The organism is Sanguibacter sp. Leaf3, assembly GCF_001425965.1.
Classification (GTDB): Bacteria; Actinomycetota; Actinomycetes; order Actinomycetales; family Cellulomonadaceae; genus Sanguibacter; species Sanguibacter inulinus.
In genome coordinates, this window is the sequence record NZ_LMRH01000001.1 from 241,410 (window position 1) to 259,681 (window position 18,272).

Sequence of the window (18,272 nt, forward strand, 5' to 3'; positions counted from 1 at the left end):
GCGTCGTGGCATGACCCCGTTCCGGATGACGCAGCAGGCGTACCTCATCCTGCTCACACTCGTCGACGAGCGCCAGCACGGCTACGGAGTCATCAAGCAGGTGGCCGAGCTGTCCGGGGGCGACGTCACGCTCGCCGCGGGGACGCTCTACGGCAACCTCGACAGGCTGCTCGCCGCCGGGATGGTCGCCGCCGACGGCGAAGAGATCGTCGACGGCCGGTTGCGCAGGTACTACCGCGCGACCGGCCTCGGCGCGCAGGCCGCGCAGGCCGAGACCGAGAACCTCGCGCGCCTCGCGGCCCGCGCCCAGCGGCTGCTCGACCGACCCCGAGGGCTCAACCGCCCGGTGCTCGGGGGTGCGTGAACCATGACTGGCAGGGGGACTTCCAGGATGACAACGGCTGAACGGACTGCCCGGCTGTGGCTGCGGGCGTACCCGCGCCGGTGGCGCTACGCCTACGGCGAGGACCTCGTGGGGACGCTGCTCGACCTCGCCGGGCCTGACGCACGGACAGTGCGGGTGCGCGACGGCGTGTCGGTCGTCAGAGCCGGGTGGTCACTCCGCTGGCGGGAGCACCCGCCGCTGCTGCCGTGGTTGGGGTACAGGTTCTTCGAGATGAGGTTGCCTGCCCGTTACCGGTACTGGGTGATGGACGACCTGCTCGACAGGTTCTACACGGCGCGCATGGCAGCGGTCGGCTTCGTCACCGTGGCGGCACTCTTCCTCATCCTCAGTGCCGCCATACCGTCCCTCAGGTCCGTGCTGATCCCAGACTCGTGGGATCTCCCGATCATGTTCGGTCTGACAGTCGTCCTGCTCGCGGTGCTGCAGCCCCGCGTGGCCCCGCGCCGAGTCTGGCGGCGTCAGATCAGCACCTGGCTCCCGCGTGAGCTGCGTCCGCGGGCCGAGCGCTGGAAGGCGGACGTCGAGCTGGCCCAGTACCGAGCGGCGCTGCGTGCCGACGGTGAGGCTGGTCCTGCTGGTGGTGGGGCGCATGTCTGACGTCGACCGTCGCGCGTCGCGGCGCGAGCTCTCCGCACGGCTGTGGCTGCGGGCGTATCCGCGCCGGTGGCGCTACGCCTACGGCGAGGACCTCGTGGGGACGCTGCTCGACCTCGCGGGGCCAGACGCACGAGTGGTCAGGCTCCGGGATGGGCTCTCGGTGCTCCGCGCCGGCTGGTCGCTGCGCCTGCGTGAGCACCCGCCCCTGGTGCCGTGGCTGCGGTACAGGGTCTTCGAGAGCGATCTCCCAGGCCAGTACAGAGTCTGGATGATCGACGATCTCTTGGGACGCCTGCACGGGGCCCGGTGGTACGCGGGATACATGGTGATCCTGGCTCTGATCTTCTCCATCATCTCGCTCGTGTCGAGGGATACGCAGGTCGTCCTGTCTGCGCTGAGCGCGTGGCCCGCCTACCTCGTCCTGGGAGTCGTGAGCACCGTCGCGTGGCCTCGGGCGAAGGCGCGACAGGTGTGGCGCAAGCACGTGAGCGGCTGGGTCCCACCCGAGCTCCGACCTCGAGCAGAGCGTGCTGCAGCAGTCCAAGAGCTGGTCGAGTTCCGTGCCGCGACCGGGTACGTGAGCGCACCGCACCGCCTCCACGGCACCTGACGAGCGACGATCGTGTGGGATCTTCCACAGGACGAGTGGCCAGTGAAGCCTTACCTGCCGAAGGTTAGGCATGCCATACTCGAAGCATGACGACGACAGCGACGACCGAGACCGTCACGAGCGCCGAGCCCGCGTACCGCGTCTTCGACGTCACGGTCTCCCGGGTGCAGCAGCTGAGCCCGTCCTTCGTCCGCATCACCTTCACGGGGCCTGACGCCGCTGCCTTCGGCACCGACGGTCTCGACCAGCGCATCAAGCTCGTGCTCCCCAACGAGGCCGGCCACCGCCCGGACGCCGCAGACTTCGAGGGTGACAGCTGGTACGCCGCGTGGCGCGAGCTTCCCGACGAGCTCCGCTGCCCGCTGCGCACCTACACGGTCCGCGCCGTCCGCCCGCACGTCGGGCTCGGTGAGATCGACATCGACCTCGTCGTCCACGTCTCCGAGGACGGCCACGACGGACCGGCCGCCCGCTGGCTGAAGACCGCCGAGGTCGGCACGCCCTGCGTCCTCATCGGTCCGAACGCACGCTACGACGGACCGCCGTCAGGCATCGAGTGGGCTCCGCCCGCCTCCGCGAGCACGCTGCTGCTCGCCGGCGACGAGACCGCCGCCCCCGCCATCTGCTCCATCCTCGAGTCGCTGCCCCTCGGCACGCAGGCGCACGCCTTCGTCGAGGTCCCGCTCGAGGGCGACGCGCTGCCGCTCGACCTGGCCGAGGGTGTCTCGATCACGTGGCTGCCGCGCAGCCGACGCGGCGCCGCGCCGGTCGAGCACGGCAGCCTCCTCGACCGCGCCGTCCGGTCCCACATGCAGCTCTGCGCCGCCAAGCAGGCTGCCGGGCTGTGCGACATGTCGTGCCACGAGGTGCCGATCGAGCGCATCACCCTCCCGGCCCGCCCCGCCGCGGCCGAGCTGGACGATGTGGACGTCGACCAGAACATCCTGTGGGAGGTGCCGACGGTCGAAGACTCGGCGCGCCCGCTGACCGACTGCTACGCCTGGATCGCCGGTGAGGCTGGCGTCATCAAGCTGCTCCGCCGCCACCTGGTGAGCGACCTGGGCATCGACCGCCGCTCCGTGGCCTTCATGGGCTACTGGCGCCGCGGCAAGGCCGAGGGCTGACCCGACCGGTCGTGACCGCACCTGACGTCTCGGCGGCCTCGGTTCCCGATCCTGCCCTGACTGCCGAGATCGTCCACGGGACGCGGCTCGCAGTCCAGCAGCTCCACGACGAGCACCCCGGACCGTTCTGCGTCTACGCGCTCGCCACCAGCGGTGAGGCGCTCCGGCCGTATCTCATCGTCACCCCGGACGACGCGACCCGGTGGGACCTGCCGGACAGCCCTTTCGCCGTCTACGGAGACGAGCACCTCGCTGGGCTCGAGGAGCTCTTCACGGCGCGTGGCGATCTCTTCGACATGTCTGCAGAGCAGGCCCAGGCAGAGTACGACCTCCGACTGGCATCGATGGAGGCGGCCCTCCGAGCCCTAGACGCCGACGGTCTCTTCGCGGCGGGGGACGCCCGGGCAGATGTTCTGCTCCTCGTGACGACGATGCCGCCGGACGAGACCGGTGCGGAGAGCGCGCGACGTCTCAACCCGGCCAGCCCGCTCCTGGCAGCTTGGCTAGACGAGGCCGCGGAGGTCGGGTCGGCCGAGCGCTGACCCCGAGGGGCAGCAGCCCCGGAGATCAGCGGGGTGCCGGTGATGCCACGCTGAGGCGTACCGCGAGACGCGCGCACGCCCGCGCGCAGCCTCGCGATAAACTGTGCGCGAAGCACTCAGAGGACCGCCTGGCCGTCTCTCGGCCGGGGCCTCGCGCGCTTCCGCCCTCACGCCCTCGCGTGACCAGAACCGAGCACTAGGAGCCCCCGTGGGACGCGTAGTCGTCGACGTCATGCCCAAGCCCGAGATCCTCGACCCGCAGGGGAAGGCCGTCGCCAACGCCCTGCCGCGCCTCGGTCTCACAGGCTTCACCAGCGTGCGCCAGGGCAAGCGCTTCGAGCTCGAGGTCGAGGGACCGGTGACCGACGAGGTCCTGGCCGCCGCCCGCGAGGCCGCAGCGACGGTGCTCTCCAACCCGATCATCGAAGACGTCGTGGCCGTCGTCGACGCCGCGAGCCTCGACGCCGTCCAGGGCGCCCAGGCATGAGCGACGTCCTCACTGGCGCGCGCATCGGCGTCATCACCTTCCCCGGCACGCTCGACGACCGCGACGCTGCCCGCGCGGTCCGCATCGCCGGTGGCACCGCAGTCCCGCTGTGGCACGCCGACGCCGACCTCCACGGGGTCGACGCCGTGGTCCTGCCTGGAGGGTTCTCCTACGGGGACTACCTGCGCGCCGGGGCGATCTCCCGCTTCGCGCCCGTCATGGACGTCCTCGTCGACGCCGCGAAGGGCGGGCTCCCCGTCCTCGGCATCTGCAACGGCTTCCAGATCCTCACCGAGTCGCACCTGCTGCCCGGCTCGATGATCAAGAACGAGTCGCTGTCCTTCCTGTGCCGCGAGCAGCGCCTCACGGTCGAGAACGCCGACACCGCCTGGACGCGCGGCTTCCGTGCCGGCCAGGAGATCACCATCCCGCTCAAGAACCAGGACGGGCAGTTCGTCGCCGACGAGCGCACCCTCGACGAGCTCGAGGGCGAGGGCCGCGTCGTGTTCCGCTACGCGGGCGAGAACCCCAACGGCTCGCGCCGCGGGATCGCCGGCATCACGAACGCCGCCGGCAACGTCGTCGGCCTCATGCCGCACCCCGAGCACGCTGTCGAGGTCGGGTTCGGGACGGCCGCCGAGGCCGGACCCCGCGCCGGGACCGACGGGCTGACCTTCTTCACCTCGGTGCTCGGCACGCTCGTCACCGCCTGACGCGCCCTGCGCGGGCCGCACCGGGCCAGCGCCTCGCGTTCCATCGGCGCCACCGCGCCTCTGCGTCACACTGTTCACGGGGCCCCAGCCGATACGTCGGCTGGGGCCCCGTGCGTCGTCGCGACGCCGCAGCTGCCCGCATGGCCGAGATCGACGGCTCGGTGTGACTTAGTGGAGCTCAGGGCGACCGATAAGGCCGAGAGTGGTATCCTCAGGCACCACTAAGGGGTCATGATGAAAGTGTCTTCAGTACGGACGTCGCGTGATCTGCGTGACCTGGGCGAGAATCTCGCGACGATGCGCAAGGTCCAAGGGCTGACGGCAGAGCTGCTCGCAGAGCGAGCGGGGGTGACCCGAGGGACGCTGCGTTCTATCGAGCGTGGCGAGGGAACCGCGCAGCTAGGCAACGTGATGGCAGTCTTGCGCGTCCTGGGGCTCTCCCCGGCCGTGATCGCCGCGACTGATCCGATGTCGACCGAGCTGGGGCGAGCGCGCGTGGCGGAAGGCCTGCCTCGCCGTGTGAGGATGCGGTCGTGAGCCGAGAGGTAGAGGTCTGGAGCGACCTGCCGGACGGGACCTCTCTCCGGGTCGGGCAGGCGTCGTTCAGGACCCGCCGAGACGGGGACCCGCTCATGTCGACGGTCTTCGAGTACTCGCGAGACTGGCTCGACAGCCCGTCCGGCTATGCGCTGTGCCCAGAGATGCCACTCCTCCGAGGGCCGATGACGTTCGCCACCGAGCGCCTGGTCCCCGGCGCTCTGGCGGACAGCGGGCCGGACCACTGGGGGCGGACACTTCTCTTCGCTGCCGAGCGGAAGGCTGCGGTCCGCGAACGGCGAGCTGCCCGGAGTCTCCATGAGGGTGACTTCCTGCTCATGGCACGGGATGCCACACGGCTCGGGGCGCTGAGGTACTCCGTGGACGGCGGCGAGACCTTCGAGTCCGCGCCGAACGGTGACGTCCCGACCCTTGTCGACCTGCCGAGGCTTGTCGAGTCCACGCGACGCGCAGTGTCAGACGAGCCGACCGACGAGGACCTCGAGCTGCTGACGAGAGCTGGGACCTCCATGGGTGGAGCCCGCCCGAAGGCCACCGTCCGGTCGGAGGACGGGGCGCTCCACCTGGCGAAGCTTCCTTCCGACGAAGACCGTTGGGACGTGATGGCCTGGGAGGCTGTGGCGCTGGAGATCGCCCGGCGGGCAGGGATACCTGTCCCGCGGTCCGAGCTGCACCGGATCTCGGACGATCGGAGCATCCTGGTGCTCGAGCGCTTCGACCGCGATCATCTCGGACGACGGGTGGGATACATGTCTGCCCACTCGCTCGTCGAGAAGACGACCACCCAGGAGGTCGACTACGTCGAGCTCGTCGACCTCCTCGGAGATGTCAGCGACGACCCGAGCGCTGACAGGGCCGACCTGTTCAGACGTGTGGTCGTCACACTGCTCGTCAACAACGTCGACGACCACATGAAGAACCACGGGTTGCTGAGGGTTGGTGCCGGATGGAGGCTCTCGCCGGTCTTCGACGTCAACCCCTTCCCTCCGGTCTACACCGCGATGCAGAGCACACAGGTCCGCAGGGTCGGGGAGGGGGCAGGGCGGAGCATCGAGACCTTGCTCGCCCACGCCTCGGCCTTCGGCATGGAAGTCCCTGGCGCAGAGCGGGTCGTGCGGGAGGTGGCGGAGGCCGTCGTCCAGTGGCCCGACATCGCTGCCGAGCTAGGGATCGAGGACCCGACCGAGTCCACGGTGAGCCGAGCCTTCACCACTCCTGCTGCGGACGAGGCGAGGGCGCTGCGGTCCTAGCCGCGGCATGTCGCTGGTCAGCCGGTTCGTGGCTCAGTCGTCTTGGCGACGGCGCGCGCCGCCCTCACGCCTGGAGCGCGATCTCCACGTCCTCGATGAGATCCTGCACGTCTTCGAGCCCGACGCTCAGGCGCACCGTCGTCTCGGCGATGCCGACAGCGGCGCGGCCCTCAGGGCCGATCCTGCGGTGCGTGGTCGTCGCGGGGTGCGTGATGAGCGACTTCGCGTCGCCGAGGTTGTTCGAGATGTCGATGACCTCGAGGGCGTCGAGGAAGGCGAAGGTGCGCTTCTTGGCCGACTCCGGGTCGGTGCCCTCGGGGACAGCGAGGTCGAAGGTGACGACGGTCCCGCCGCCGGTCTGCTGCTTGCGGGCGAGCTCGTGCTGCGGGTGCGACGGCAAGAACGGGTAGCGGACCCGGGTGATCCCCGGCAGCGTCTCGAGGTGCTCGGCGACCCGCAGCGCTGCGGCGGTCTGCGCCGCGACACGGATCGGCAAGGTCTCGAGTCCCTTGAGCAGCACCCAGGCGTTGAAGGGGCTGAGCGAGGGTCCGGTGTTCCTGATGAACTTCTGGACAGGTCCCTCGATGTACTCCTTCGACCCGAGGATAGCCCCGCCGAGCACGCGGCCCTGCCCGTCGATGTGCTTGGTGGCCGAGTACACCACGACGTCGGCGCCGAGCTCGAAGGGCTTCTGCAGGATCGGCGTCGCGAAGACGTTGTCGAGGACGACGACAGCGCCGGCGGCGTGCGCGAGCTCGCAGACCCGCTCGACGTCGACGATGTCCTGCATCGGGTTGGACGGGGTCTCGAAGAAGACGACGTCGGCCGGGGTGGCCAGGGCCGCCTCCCACTGCTCGGTCTCGTGGCCGTCGACGTACTCCACCGTGACGCCCCAGTCGGCGAAGATCTCGTCGAAGATCACGACCGTCGACCCGAAGAGCGCTCGGGCCGAGACGATGCGCGACCCGGACTTCACGAGGGCCGCGAGGGAGGTGAAGACTGCGGACATGCCTGTCGCCGTCGCGTAGCAGGCCTCGGCGCCGTCGAGGAGTCGCAGGCGCTCCTCGAACATGTGGACCGTCGGGTTGCCGTAGCGGGAGTAGATGAAGCGGTCGGTCTCGCCCTTGAAGGCGGCCTCGGCGTCGGCGGCCTGCGCGTAGACGTAGCCCTGGGTGAGGTAGATCGGCTCTGAGGTCTCCTGGAACTCGGAGCGGACCTGGCCGCCGCGGACAGCGGCGGTCGCGGCACGGACCGTGCGCGGAGGGCGAGCCGGGTCGGATGACGGGACGGTTGCGGCGGACGTGCCGGCCGTGCTCTCAGGGGTGGTCGTCATCGAGGCTCACTCCCCGGCGGTGTAGGTGGTGCTCGGCAGGCCGCGCAGGCGCCAGCCGTTGACGGTCCGCCCACCGGAGAGGTCCGTGTCGCCCTCGAAACCCTCGAGCACGTTGTACGACGGACCGAAGCCGGCTGCCGTCGCGTCGACCGCCGCACCGATCGAGCGGTTGCCCGAGCGGCACAGGAAGATCACCGGGCGGCCGTCACCCGGGGTGAGGCCGGCCTCGGCCAGCTGGTCGAGGAAGCGCGGGTTGGGGCCGAAGGCCGTCGCCCACTCGGTGAAGACGACCTCGCGGTCACCGTCGAGCGGGGAGAGGTCGGGGACGCCGATCTGCTGCCACTCGCCGACCGTGCGCACGTCGACGAGGACGGCGTCGGGGGTGGTCTCGAGCAGGTCCCAGGCCTGCTGCGGGGTGAGGTCGCCTGCGTAGCTCATGTCATGCCTCCATCGGTCCGTGGCGGTAGCACCCTCGCCCCGACGTCGAGCTCGTCGGAGGGGTTGCTGCGGCGTCGTCGTGCCAGGTCACTCAGCCGCTCTGGATGGTTGTCCCTCTGAGCATCACCCCCGACCCCCAGAATGAGACAGCCCGTCCAGCATGCAAGACAGACTGCGCTCGCTGATTGACACCCCCGGAAACCTCGCCAATCCTTGACGCAGGTCATGAGTGCCAGCGCGTAACCCCGGTTTGCTGGCCGGCAACCCTCCTCCGCGGTGGGGTGCCCCGGGTGACGACCTGGCCGGAACCAGATGGTCTCCGGCAAGCGCGGGAATCGGTCGAACCCAGGTGCGTCGATCCCCACCACGTCCTGGAGGATCTATGTCTGCCACCCATGAAGCCCAGTCCTGCCTGCCCGTCGTCGGCTCGGACACCCTCGTCCCGCTCGTCGACGGCCGGACGGTCACCTACGCCAACCTCGACTGCGCAGCGAGCGCCCCGGCGCTCCAGGCCGTCGCCGACCGCGTCACCCAGGTGCTGCCGCTCTACGCCTCCGTGCACCGCGGCGCGGGCTACCTCTCGCAGGTGTCGACGGCCCTCTACGAGGCCTCGCGCCAGACCATCGGCGCCTTCGTCGGTGCCCGGCCCGACGACGTCACGGTCGTCACGCGCAACACGACAGACTCGCTCAACCTGCTCGCCGGCTGCGTCCCGGCCGACGCTGACGGCAGGCCTGGCCGGGTGCTCGTCCTCGACGTCGAGCACCACGCCAACCTCCTCCCGTGGCAGCGGTCGGCCGGCGGCGCGACGGTGCTGCACGGTGCGGAGACCGTGGCTGAGACCCTCGAGGCGATCCGGGCCGAGCTCGCCCGGGCGCCCTACGCGCTGCTCGCGCTCACCGGGGCGTCGAACGTCACCGGCGAGCTGCTGCCTGTCGCCGACGTGGTCGCGATCGCCCACGAGGCCGGGGCTCGCGTCGCGATCGACGGCGCTCAGCTGGTGCCGCACCGCCGCTTCTCGCTCGCCGAGACCGGGGTCGACTACATCTCCTACTCGGGCCACAAGACGTACGCGCCCTTCGGGTCGGGGGCCCTCGTGGGCCGTCGCGACTGGCTCGACGCCGGGACGCCCTATCTCGCCGGTGGTGGGGCTGTCCGCCAGGTCGACCTCGACCAGGTGCAGTGGACGAACGCCCCGGCGCGGCACGAGGCCGGCTCGCCGAACGTCATCGGCGCCGTGGCCCTCGCCGCGGCCTGCGAGACCCTCGCGTCGCTGCCCGCGGGCACGCTCGAGGCGCACGAGGCCTACCTGCGCGAGCGCCTGGTGAGCGGCCTCGAGTCCATCCCGGGCGTCCAGGTGGTCCGGGCCTGGGCCGACGCGTCCGACCCTGTCGGCGTGGTGACCTTCTCGGTCGTCGGGCACGACCCGGGCCTCGTGGCTGCCTACCTCTCGGCCGAGCACGGGATCGGCGTGCGCGACGGTCGCTTCTGCGCCCACCCGCTCCTCGCCCGGCTCGGCTACGCCTCGGGTGCCGTGCGGGCCAGCGTGGGCGTCGGGACCACGCAGGAGGAGGTCGACCGTCTGGTCGCCGCCCTCGAGACCTACGTGACTGACGGCCCGACTGCTCGTTACGAGATCGTCGACGCCTGCTGGACCGTCGCCGACGACCCGCGTCCGCTGCCTGAGGGATCCGGTCTGTCTGGTCTCATCGCCACGGCTGCGGCTGGGTTCATCGCAGGGGCTGCCGGCTGCGGCCCTGTCCCGGAGCCGCAGGCCTCGGCTGCGCGCGCAGGATCGCTCGTCGACGCCTGAGCGCTGCCTGCCTGACCGTCACGATCTCACGGCTGCGTGCCGTGCTCGCCGCCGCGGGCGCTCCTGGAGCCCGCCCGGCACTCCGCCCCGGCTGGTCCACCCGGCCGGGGCGGAGCCGTGCCGGCGGGTCCACCCGGCAGGCTTCGTCGCGTGCGCTTAATACCCGGTGGAGCCGCCCGTGCGCTTGAAAGTCCTTTTTAGGTGTAGTGTCACTTATAGCAGGTCAATGATGACTTGCGTATATTGGAGGCACAAGATCCGTAATATCAAGAAGTCCATAGCCGGTTTGGTCGTCGCGGGTTTGATGACAGTTGGCCTTGTGTCGCCTGCGACGGCAACCGAGTCACCAGTGTTCGATGAGCTTCCTGTCGCGGAGTTCGCGGCGACGGAGGCGGGAGGTGGCGGAGCCCAGCTCGTTCCTTTCGGATCCGGGAGCCTCATCGTCTCGGTCCCGGACGACGTCGATCAGGCGCCCCTCATCGAAGGGCAGCGGACCTCTAGGCTCTCGGTCGGGCTCGGATGGACGTTCTACGTCTATCTCAACCGGACTGACCAGGCCGTGCTCGCCGGCGGGGGTGCCACGAGCCTGGGCATCTTGGTTTGCGCGATCCCGGGTGTCGGAATTCCTGCGTGCGCAGCTGTTGCGGGACTCCTCGTCGCAGGCGCTACATACATCGCGCTCAACGGTCTGTGCCCGTCCCGTCTCGAGCTTGCCGTGGGGAAGGGGTCCAAGTGCGTCAGCTAGGGCGCGAGGTCGCCGCCCTCGTGGCCGGGCGCCGCCAGAGCCTCGTCGCTGGGCTCGTGATCCTGCTTGTCGTCCCGGGCGCCGCTGCGGCTGGCTCGGCCAGCCCGGTCGTGACCTACCTCCAGGTCCTCTCCGGTGCGGTGGTGGTCGCGTCGGCCCTCTTGATCGCGTGGGTGCTCGTTCGACGACATCTCGGTGGCAGGCGCTGAGCCTCAGACTTCCGAGGGGCTGGACAGCTCTGGCTGTGGTTCGCGGAGACGGGACTCGGCTCTGCGTCTGATGCCCTCAGTGAGTGTCGAGAGCGCGCTCCAGCGGTCGGGGCGACCTGGCGTTCCGGTCTCACTGGATCGAGATGCCTAGGTGTGCCGCGAGCAGCGGGGCGAGGTCGAGGAACTGGTCGGTGCTGACCGTCGTGCCTTTGAGGCCCGCGATGCCTGTCAGCTGACCGAGCTCCGCGCCGCGCAGGTCGGTCCGGGTCAGGGTTGCCCGGCTCAGGGTGAGCTGGGCGATGCGCGTCCCGACAAAGCTCATCCGGGTGCCGCGCGCCGAGGAGAGGTCGAGCTCTCCGATCACGCAGTCGGTGAAGGTGACGTCCGCGAGGCGGGCCTCGCGCAGGTTGAGGTAGTCGATCTTGGTGCCGTGGAAGGCGACGCGCGACCACTGCGAGCCGTAGGCCTGGACGCCGCCGAGGCGGCTCGCGCGGACCTGGGTGTCCTGCCAGTCGCCGCTCGAGATGTCGAGGGTCGCTGCGTTGACCGTGTCGAAGGAGCAGTCGCTCACGCGTGACGAGGCGAGCTCGGCGCCCGACAGGTCCGTCCCGGTGAAGCTGCACTCGATGATGCGGGAGTCGACGGCGTCGATGCCGCTCAGGTCGGTCCCGTCGAAGGTCAGGACCTCGACATAGGCCTCTGGGCTGAAGGCTGCGGCGGTGCCGAGGGTGTCCGGTTCAGGCATGCGACCAGCCTCTCACGAGCGCCTGACAGCCGATGTGTCCGCGAGTCGGGGCCCTGGGACGCTCGGTGATGCTGCGCCATCGAGACGCGCCGCGCTGGCCTAGTTCGGAGCCGGAGCCGGAGCCGGTGTCGCAGGAAGCAGGGCGTCGATCCTCTCGTTGATCCAGGCGAATGCACTCGTCAACCAGTCGAATCCCAGTCCGCTGGTCATGATCAAGGACAAAGAGGCAAGGATGAATAGTGTCCACCACGTCAATGCGTGCATCGCCCACCGATTGGTCCAGAAAGCAAACTTCCAGAGCCAGCGCGGTCGACTGCTGGAGTGCACGTACACCGCGGCGACCGAGCCTAGGCCAAGTGCGATGCAGGCTATGAGCAGGCCGAACGTGAATAGGGCTGCGAACATCTGGGTCACGATGACTCCGACGTGCACGCCATCGGCATCGAAGATGGAGCCACCATCGCGTAGAGCTGTCGCCAGGGCGTCCAGGGCGTCCAGAGCGTCCGCGTGGAGCGGAGGCTCGACGAGCCAGAGTGCTGAGAGGACTCCGGCGATCACTGCAATATAGACGGCTGCGAGGCGCGCGGCGATGCCTCTGCCGTCCACTGCGCCGCGGCACCACAGCACGGTGAAGGTGATAGTGACTACGACCGTGGCCAGGATTGAGAGTCCTGCCATCAGCCCCGCGATGAGGACTGCGTTTCTCACGTACGCGGTCACGATAGTCACGAGGACGACGAGGGCGACGAGGGCTGCCGCGAGTTCTTCATCGTTCGTCCTCGTCTTGGTGCTGCCGCCTGAAGGGAACTGTGCTCGAATTCTTGCGACGACGTGCCAATCGGTCGTCGCGAGGGAGTGTGCCACTGCGCTGTTGAGGGAGACTCGACCGTGTCCGTGCCCCCCGAGCAACGGCGAGAATGCTAGGGCGATAGGGGTGCCGAGGAGGATGCCGAGAATGGTAAAAGCCAGGCTCGTGCCGTCAAAGTTCTGCATCGGGACCCGCCCTGTCTGCGGGAGGTTTCTGGAGCCTGCCGACCAGGGCACCGAATGCGGCCGTCAGGGACGTGGATCCTAAGAGGAAAACGATGTCCCAGAGGTGGTCGCGAAAGAAGGTAAGTAGCAACTTTCCTCTTCTGGGTCATGGGTGGCGGCTCGAGGGGTGGGGCTGGCCTCGGTCGTCGCGCTCTGGACGGAGAGATGGCGGATGGTGCGGTAAAACCGTAATCGGGATAGAGGTCACGAAGCGGGACGAAGGTCATGGGTGAGAGATGAGACGAGGGCTGTCTGGACCGGCTCGCCAACCCGGCTCGGTGACGGTGCGGGTCGCTCCTCTACGCCCTTGTTCGTCGAGGCTGGCGGCGCCTGCAGTGTCTTCGCACTCGTTCAGAGGTATGGCTAGATCGCAGGCGACTGTCTGTCGGCGCCGTGTGTTCTCCAGCTGGCCGGGAACATCCGGTGGACCGACGCGGTTACCGTAGTGCTTGAACCTTCAACCAAGGAGTGCACGTGTACGACGTCGTCGTGATCGGGGCTGGTCAGGCAGGGCTGTCGGCCGCCCACCACCTGCGACGGCGCGGGCTGGTGCCCGGCGAGGACATGGTCGTGCTCGACTCGGGCGACGGGCCCGGGGGAGCGTGGCGCGAGCGCTGGGACTCCCTGACGCTCGGTGCTGCGCACGGTATCCACGACCTGCCTGGCCTCCCGCTCGGCGACCCTGACCCGGCCGAGCCCGCGTCCGCCGTCGTCTCCAGGTACTACGGGGCGTACGAAGAGCGCTTCGGGCTCGACGTCGTCCGCCCTGTGCGGGTGCGCGAGGTCAGGCCGCTCGTCAGAGGGGAGGGTGGTGAGGTCGTCGAAGGTGGGGCCGGTCAGGTCGACGACCGTGGTGTCGACAGGACGTCACCTCTCGTCGTGACCTCCGACGCCGGTTCGTGGACCACCCGCACCGTCGTCAGTGCGACGGGTACGTGGACCCGTCCGCACTGGCCCGCCTACCCGGGGCGCGAGACCTTCCTCGGCAGGCAGCTGCACACCCACGACTTCGTGTCGGCCGAGGATTTCCGCGGGAAGCACGTCGTGGTGGTCGGGGGAGGGGCCTCCGCCGTCCAGTTCTTGCTGCAGATCGCCGAGGTCACCACGACCACCTGGGCCACCCGGCGCCCGCCGGTCTTCGACGTCCGCAGCTTCGACCAGGAGTGGGGTCGCGATGTCGAGCGGCGGGTCGTCGAGCGGACCTCCGCCGGCCTGCAGACCCTGAGTGTCGTCGGCGCGACTGGGCTCGCTCTCACGCCCGTGTACCAGCAGGGCATCGACGACGGCGTGCTCGTCTCCCGGGGCATGTTCACGCGGATCACGCCGGCAGGTGTCGTGTTCGAGGACGGCGAGGTCCAGGCCGACGTCATCCTCTGGGCCACCGGCTTCAAGCCGGCCGTCGACCACCTCGCGCCGCTTCGCCTGCGCGAGCCGAGCGGCGGCATCGCGACGGACGGCGTGCATGTCCCCCGGGATCCCCGGGTGTTCTTGGCCGGGTACGGCGCCGGGGCCTCGACCATCGGTGCGACCCGGACGGGGCGGGCTGCTGCGCTCGCGGCGCTGGAGCGGGTGGGGCGGCGGTGAGTCGGGCGAAGGTGTGGGGCTGTCGATCCAGCACTTCTGTAGTGCAATATGCCGCAAACCTATACAGAAGCCTCTGGTGCCCATATCGTCGCAGGACGAGTTATTCGGGCACATGACTGCCTTGCGGCGCACAGGTGCGCTGCTAGGCGCGGACGGAGCGATGATGAAGAGACGACTTCTGACGATGCTGAGCGTGGTTGCCCTGACGGCTGCCGGTCTAGGCATCGCTTCCCCTGCATCTGCAGGGCTGGTGTCGGGGTATGGGAACTGTGCGTCGACGTCGCCGGGGAAGATGGTCACGGCGCAGGGCACGATGCGTGCGAACGGGACGCTGGTGCTCACCGCGCCGTCGGTGACCAAGGTCGAGGTGCGAAACCTGCGAACGGGAGACCGGGTCGCACTCCGCGGGAAGTCCGCTATGGGGACGTGGTCGGTCTCGTCTGCCACTACTCCTTCGGGTAGCTACGCCTGCGTGTGATGCGGCGCACCCAGTCGGTGGCGGTCCTAGCGGTGCTCTGCCTGAGTGGGTGCGGGACAGCCACAGACGAATCAGAAGGACTCCGCTACTCGCCGCCAGGGTGGATGGCGGACGTCGTCGCACAAGACGAGGAGTACATGAGCGCCATGACAGCTTGCCTCGAAGATCGTGGGCAGTCGGTCTTGACGCATGCTGGCAAGGTCGCGATCCAGCCTCCGACCAGTGAGAGCGGTGAGACGCTGCCTGGTGAGGCTGAGCTTGCTGACGAAGCCTGGGAGGAGTGCACAGCGCTCGTCCCGGAGCAGAGCTACCTCTCGGACGACCGTGATCTCGAGTATGACCGGATGCTCGACGTCATCACCTGCTTGGAGGCTGAAGGGCACTCGATCCCTGAGCCCCCGAGCAGGGAAGCCTGGGTCTCGGGGAGCGTGGAGTACTCGCCCTACGCAGAGCTGACCGAGACCGGGGACGGTGGCTCCTGGGCGGTCGAGACTGACGAGGTGCTCAGGCTGCTGGAGGTCTGCCCGGCCAGCAGCCAGAAGCTGATCCTGCTCGACCCCAGGGAGCCGGGGTGAGGGGTCCTCGACGGGACAGGCCGAGGGACGCCCGGGAGTCGGTCCACGCACGGCGGGTGCTCTGGGGCCTCGCGCTCGTGGGCGCGGCCGGAGTCGGGTTCGTGTGTGCGCGTGCGACCCTCCAGCCACCCGCAGTCGACGTGGTCGCCTCGGGTGACCTCACCGTCACCGTCGTCGAGGCGACTGTCGGGCGATCCGTCCCTTACGTCGTGCGGGGAGAGTGGACGCAGACCCCCGCCGGCGCAGGAGCGAGCGAGGGGGTCGTGACGACGCAGCACGTCGATGGCGCAGAGGCAGTCATTCCGGGGACCGTCGTCTACACGGTCGACCTCCGCCCGGTGGTCGTCGGACTCGGCGAGGTCCCGTCCTTCCGCGATCTCTCCCAGAGCATGCAGGGGCGCGACGTCGGCCAGGTCCAGGCTCTCCTGCGCGAGACCGGACACCTCACGGCTGCTGCGGGCGACGGGATCTTCGACGAGGTGACCGCGAGCGCCGTCCGAGAGTGGCAGCGCTCGCTGGGCGTCGAGGCCGACGGGATCGTCCGCGCCGGCGACGTCGTCTACCTCCCGTCGCTCCCGGCCCGCATCGTCCTGGACGACGAGGTCGGCGTCGGATCGCGGGTGAGTGTCGGGCAGCCAGTCCTGGACATCGTGTCCGACGTGCCCGAGCTCAGCATCACCGTCTCCCTCGACGAGGTCGAGCAGGTCACCTCTGGTCCGCTCAGAGTCGCTCTCGACTCCGGGCCTGTCGAGGCCGTCGTCGCCAGCACACGGACCACCGAGAGCGGAGACGCGCTCCTCGTCCTGGCGGCGCCTGACGGGAGCGCGCTGTGCGGCGACAGGTGCGCGGACGTGCCGCGTGATCCTGCGGCCGCGACGTACCGCGCCGAGAGGGTCGTCGTCCCTGAGGCCACGGGTTCAGCCGTCCCGACATCCGCGGTCCGCACCTCGGGGGACGGGACCACCTTCGTCACCACTCCCGCCGGGGAGCGTCGAGCCGTCGAGGTCCGAGCGCAAGGGGACGGGCTGACGGTCGTGGAGGGGGTCGACGTCGGTGACGAGGTCAGGCTGATCGGGAGCGAGCCGTGACGGTCGTCGTCGAAGGGCTCGGTCTCCGGTACCCGCGCGCCGCAGCACCTGTCTTCTCCGGCTTGTCCGCAGCCTTCGCACCTGGGGCGCTCACGGCGGTCACGGGCCCCTCGGGATCGGGGAAGTCGACGTTGCTGTACGTGCTCGGTCTGCTGGTGCGGCCTACTGCTGGTGACGTGCTCTGGGACGGTGTGCCGACCCAGGGTCTGACCGACCTCGAGCGGTCGAGGATCCGGGCGCGAGACATCGGGTTCGTGTTCCAGGACGCTCTGCTCGACCCCGCACGGAGCATCCTGGAGAACGTGTGCGACGCGGGGCTCTTCGCCGGGATGGACCGAGTCGTGCAGGTCGAGCGCGCGCAGGTGCTCCTCGGGAGGTTCGGGGTCGAGCACAGGGCGTCGCACAAGCCCGGTGAGATCTCCGGCGGACAGGCGCAGCGCGTCGCGCTCTGCCGCGCGCTGCTGACGTCACCGCGGGTCGTCCTGGGAGACGAACCGACGGGCAACCTCGATGCCGGGTCGGCGGGGGTGGTCTGGGATGCACTCCAGGACCATGCACGGACCGGCGCGACTGTCGTGGTCGCCACCCATGACGAGAGGCTCGCCGACACCGCAGACCACCGCCTGGTGCTCCCGTGAGAGATCGTCCTCGTGAGCAGGGCGACCCGACCGCGAAGCGCCCAGGAGGGCTCTCTCCCGGCCGACCACGTCTCGTCGCGCTGCTCGTCGACAGTGTCGTGGGGGCTCTCGCGCAGCCTCTCGCGACGTCGACCATGGCCTTCGTCGTGCTCGTCGTGTGCGCGTCCGCCCTGGTCACGACAGGGCAAGCCGCAGTCGCCGAGCAGCAGGTGGTGGCGCGCATCGACGGGACGGGTGCCAGGCTCCTCACTGTCGTGGACGAGTCGGGGAGCGGGCGGATCGTCGCGGCGGGACTCCCGGTGGTCGGGGCGATCGACGCTGTCGAGTGGGTGCTCGGTCTCGGGGTGGTGACCGACGTCCGCAACGCGGCCTACCCCACGGACGAGCGTGCCGTCGCCAGCAGACCTGTCTACGGTCGGCTCCCGACCGAGCTCGCGATCGTCGCCGGACGGGCGCCGGAGGTCGGTGAGGCTGTCGCCGGAAGAGCGGCCGCGGCAGCGCTCCACCTCGCCGACGGTGTCGGGTCCGTCGTGGCGGCCGACGGCAGCAGCACCGTCCCGGTGGTCGGCGTCGTCGCCGGGACCGGTGCATTAGCCAGGCTCGACGAGACTGTCCTCGTCGCGTCCGAGGAGTCTGCTGACGCCGTGGTGCGCACCGTCTACCTCATGGCGCGTGACGCCGCCGACGTCTCGACCCTCGGTGCGGCGCTCCCCCATGCGCTCCCGGCCGCAGATCCTGCCGCGCTCGCGGTGGATGCTCCGGAGGGCACGGTCGCGCTGCAGGCCGTGGTCTCAGGTGATCTGGGGGCGAGTGCCCGCCGGACCATGCTGCTCGTCCTGGGTGTCGGGCTGGTCGTCGTCGTGGTGACGACCTATGGCTCCACCTCCTCACGACGACGCGAGCTCGGGCGACGGCGTGCTCTGGGGGCCACCCGCAGTGCACTGGTCGTCGCCGTCCTCACGCAGGTGGCTGTCGCAGGTGTGGCTGGAGCGCTGCTCGGCGTGGTCGCAGGGCTCGTGGTCGTCCACAGGCTGTCGGGAGCCCTGCCGCCGGCATCCTTCGTCGGTGGGGTCGCAGGTCTGGCGGTCCTCGTCGCAGTCGTCGGGGGGATCGTGCCGGCTGTGCTGGCCGCCCGACGAGACCCCCTGAAGATCCTCCGCGTCCCGTGAGCCCGCGTCTCTGGGCAGTGACGCGGGGTGCACCGGGCGCCGAGCACCGGGCGCCTCGATCTCGGGTGCCCGGCCGACCGAGCGGCTCGCGTTCTTGTGTGCTGGGCCGACTGGGCAGCTCACGTTCTTGTGTGCTCG

The 18,272-nt window shown here is 69.8% G+C and carries 21 protein-coding genes and 2 riboswitches; of the genes, 17 read left to right on the forward strand and 4 right to left on the reverse strand.

Features of this window, described 5'->3' with window-relative positions:
- Positions 1 to 10 precede the first annotated feature (10 nt).
- The 9 genes from ASG53_RS01090 (at position 11) to ASG53_RS01130 (ending at position 6,287) form a co-directional block, all read left to right on the forward strand.
- Entirely contained in the window at positions 11 to 364 is a 354-nt protein-coding gene (locus tag ASG53_RS01090; RefSeq protein ID WP_235533787.1) for a PadR family transcriptional regulator, read from the forward strand.
- Positions 365 to 391: 27 nt separating this feature from the next.
- Positions 392 to 1,003 (forward strand): hypothetical protein, encoded by a 612-nt coding sequence (locus tag ASG53_RS01095; protein ID WP_082543695.1) that lies wholly within the window; start codon positions 392 to 394, stop codon positions 1,001 to 1,003.
- A complete protein-coding gene (locus tag ASG53_RS01100) occupies positions 996 to 1,613 on the forward strand; it encodes a hypothetical protein (RefSeq protein ID WP_082543856.1) in 618 nt (205 codons plus the stop codon). The genes ASG53_RS01095 and ASG53_RS01100 overlap by 8 nt, the downstream gene beginning before the upstream one ends.
- 86 nt (positions 1,614 to 1,699) lie before the next feature.
- The gene (locus ASG53_RS01105; RefSeq protein ID WP_056127312.1) at positions 1,700 to 2,737 is read left to right on the forward strand and encodes a siderophore-interacting protein; all 1,038 of its coding nucleotides are present in this window, start codon (positions 1,700 to 1,702) and stop codon (positions 2,735 to 2,737) included.
- A gap of 11 nt (positions 2,738 to 2,748) precedes the next feature.
- The gene (locus tag ASG53_RS01110; protein ID WP_056127315.1) at positions 2,749 to 3,279 is read left to right on the forward strand and encodes a DUF4303 domain-containing protein; all 531 of its coding nucleotides are present in this window, start codon (positions 2,749 to 2,751) and stop codon (positions 3,277 to 3,279) included.
- Between the two features lie 208 nt (positions 3,280 to 3,487).
- Positions 3,488 to 3,766: a phosphoribosylformylglycinamidine synthase subunit PurS gene (gene purS / locus ASG53_RS01115; protein ID WP_056127318.1), complete on the forward strand. Its 279-nt coding sequence runs from the start codon at positions 3,488 to 3,490 to the stop codon at positions 3,764 to 3,766.
- Positions 3,763 to 4,479, forward strand: coding sequence for a phosphoribosylformylglycinamidine synthase subunit PurQ (gene purQ / locus ASG53_RS01120; RefSeq protein ID WP_056127322.1), 717 nt, complete (start codon positions 3,763 to 3,765; stop codon positions 4,477 to 4,479). Before purS ends, purQ begins: the two co-directional genes overlap by 4 nt.
- 234 nt (positions 4,480 to 4,713) lie before the next feature.
- Entirely contained in the window at positions 4,714 to 5,016 is a 303-nt protein-coding gene (locus ASG53_RS01125) for a helix-turn-helix domain-containing protein (RefSeq protein ID WP_056130429.1), read from the forward strand.
- On the forward strand, positions 5,013 to 6,287 hold the full coding sequence (locus ASG53_RS01130) for a type II toxin-antitoxin system HipA family toxin (protein WP_056127325.1): 1,275 nt from the start codon (positions 5,013 to 5,015) through the stop codon (positions 6,285 to 6,287). Before ASG53_RS01125 ends, ASG53_RS01130 begins: the two co-directional genes overlap by 4 nt.
- Positions 6,288 to 6,351: 64 nt before the next feature.
- Here the strand turns inward: ASG53_RS01130 and ASG53_RS01135 are convergent, their stop codons facing one another.
- Entirely contained in the window at positions 6,352 to 7,620 is a 1,269-nt protein-coding gene (locus tag ASG53_RS01135; RefSeq protein ID WP_056127329.1) for an O-succinylhomoserine sulfhydrylase, read from the reverse strand.
- Positions 7,621 to 7,626: 6 nt separating this feature from the next.
- Positions 7,627 to 8,058, reverse strand: coding sequence for a rhodanese-like domain-containing protein (locus ASG53_RS01140; protein WP_056127333.1), 432 nt, complete (start codon positions 8,056 to 8,058; stop codon positions 7,627 to 7,629).
- A 6-nt stretch (positions 8,059 to 8,064) separates the two neighbouring features.
- Positions 8,065 to 8,169, reverse strand: a riboswitch (SAM riboswitch).
- 110 nt (positions 8,170 to 8,279) lie between these two features.
- Positions 8,280 to 8,393: riboswitch (SAM riboswitch) on the forward strand.
- A gap of 47 nt (positions 8,394 to 8,440) precedes the next feature.
- Between ASG53_RS01140 and ASG53_RS01145 the strand changes: the two genes are divergently transcribed.
- The 3 genes from ASG53_RS01145 (at position 8,441) to ASG53_RS01155 (ending at position 10,825) form a co-directional block, all read left to right on the forward strand.
- Positions 8,441 to 9,871 carry an aminotransferase class V-fold PLP-dependent enzyme gene (locus ASG53_RS01145; RefSeq protein WP_056127336.1) on the forward strand — a complete coding sequence of 477 codons (1,431 nt, stop codon included), beginning with the start codon at positions 8,441 to 8,443 and terminating at the stop codon, positions 9,869 to 9,871.
- Between the two features lie 349 nt (positions 9,872 to 10,220).
- Entirely contained in the window at positions 10,221 to 10,616 is a 396-nt protein-coding gene (locus ASG53_RS01150; RefSeq protein WP_056127341.1) for a hypothetical protein, read from the forward strand.
- Positions 10,604 to 10,825 (forward strand): hypothetical protein, encoded by a 222-nt coding sequence (locus ASG53_RS01155; protein ID WP_056127345.1) that lies wholly within the window; start codon positions 10,604 to 10,606, stop codon positions 10,823 to 10,825. The genes ASG53_RS01150 and ASG53_RS01155 overlap by 13 nt, the downstream gene beginning before the upstream one ends.
- Positions 10,826 to 10,955: 130 nt before the next feature.
- Here ASG53_RS01155 and ASG53_RS01160 read toward each other — a convergent pair whose 3' ends face one another.
- Together ASG53_RS01160 and ASG53_RS01165 are read right to left on the reverse strand one after the other, a co-directional pair.
- Complete coding sequence (locus ASG53_RS01160) at positions 10,956 to 11,570, reverse strand: pentapeptide repeat-containing protein (protein WP_056127348.1); 615 nt, start codon at positions 11,568 to 11,570, stop codon at positions 10,956 to 10,958.
- A gap of 99 nt (positions 11,571 to 11,669) precedes the next feature.
- Positions 11,670 to 12,563, reverse strand: a complete 894-nt coding sequence (locus tag ASG53_RS01165; protein WP_056127351.1) for a hypothetical protein — start codon at positions 12,561 to 12,563, stop codon at positions 11,670 to 11,672.
- 513 nt (positions 12,564 to 13,076) lie between these two features.
- Here ASG53_RS01165 and ASG53_RS01170 point away from each other — a divergent pair.
- The 5 genes from ASG53_RS01170 (at position 13,077) to ASG53_RS01190 (ending at position 18,134) form a co-directional block, all read left to right on the forward strand.
- Complete coding sequence (locus ASG53_RS01170) at positions 13,077 to 14,186, forward strand: FAD-dependent oxidoreductase (protein ID WP_056127355.1); 1,110 nt, start codon at positions 13,077 to 13,079, stop codon at positions 14,184 to 14,186.
- Between the two features lie 582 nt (positions 14,187 to 14,768).
- Positions 14,769 to 15,239 carry a hypothetical protein gene (locus ASG53_RS01175; protein ID WP_056127359.1) on the forward strand — a complete coding sequence of 157 codons (471 nt, stop codon included), beginning with the start codon at positions 14,769 to 14,771 and terminating at the stop codon, positions 15,237 to 15,239.
- Between the two features lie 56 nt (positions 15,240 to 15,295).
- On the forward strand, positions 15,296 to 16,327 hold the full coding sequence (locus tag ASG53_RS01180) for a peptidoglycan-binding protein (protein WP_056127362.1): 1,032 nt from the start codon (positions 15,296 to 15,298) through the stop codon (positions 16,325 to 16,327).
- On the forward strand, positions 16,324 to 16,965 hold the full coding sequence (locus ASG53_RS01185) for an ABC transporter ATP-binding protein (RefSeq protein ID WP_056127365.1): 642 nt from the start codon (positions 16,324 to 16,326) through the stop codon (positions 16,963 to 16,965). The genes ASG53_RS01180 and ASG53_RS01185 overlap by 4 nt, the downstream gene beginning before the upstream one ends.
- Complete coding sequence (locus tag ASG53_RS01190; RefSeq protein ID WP_156382624.1) at positions 16,962 to 18,134, forward strand: FtsX-like permease family protein; 1,173 nt, start codon at positions 16,962 to 16,964, stop codon at positions 18,132 to 18,134. Before ASG53_RS01185 ends, ASG53_RS01190 begins: the two co-directional genes overlap by 4 nt.
- The last annotated feature ends 138 nt before the right edge of the window (positions 18,135 to 18,272 follow it).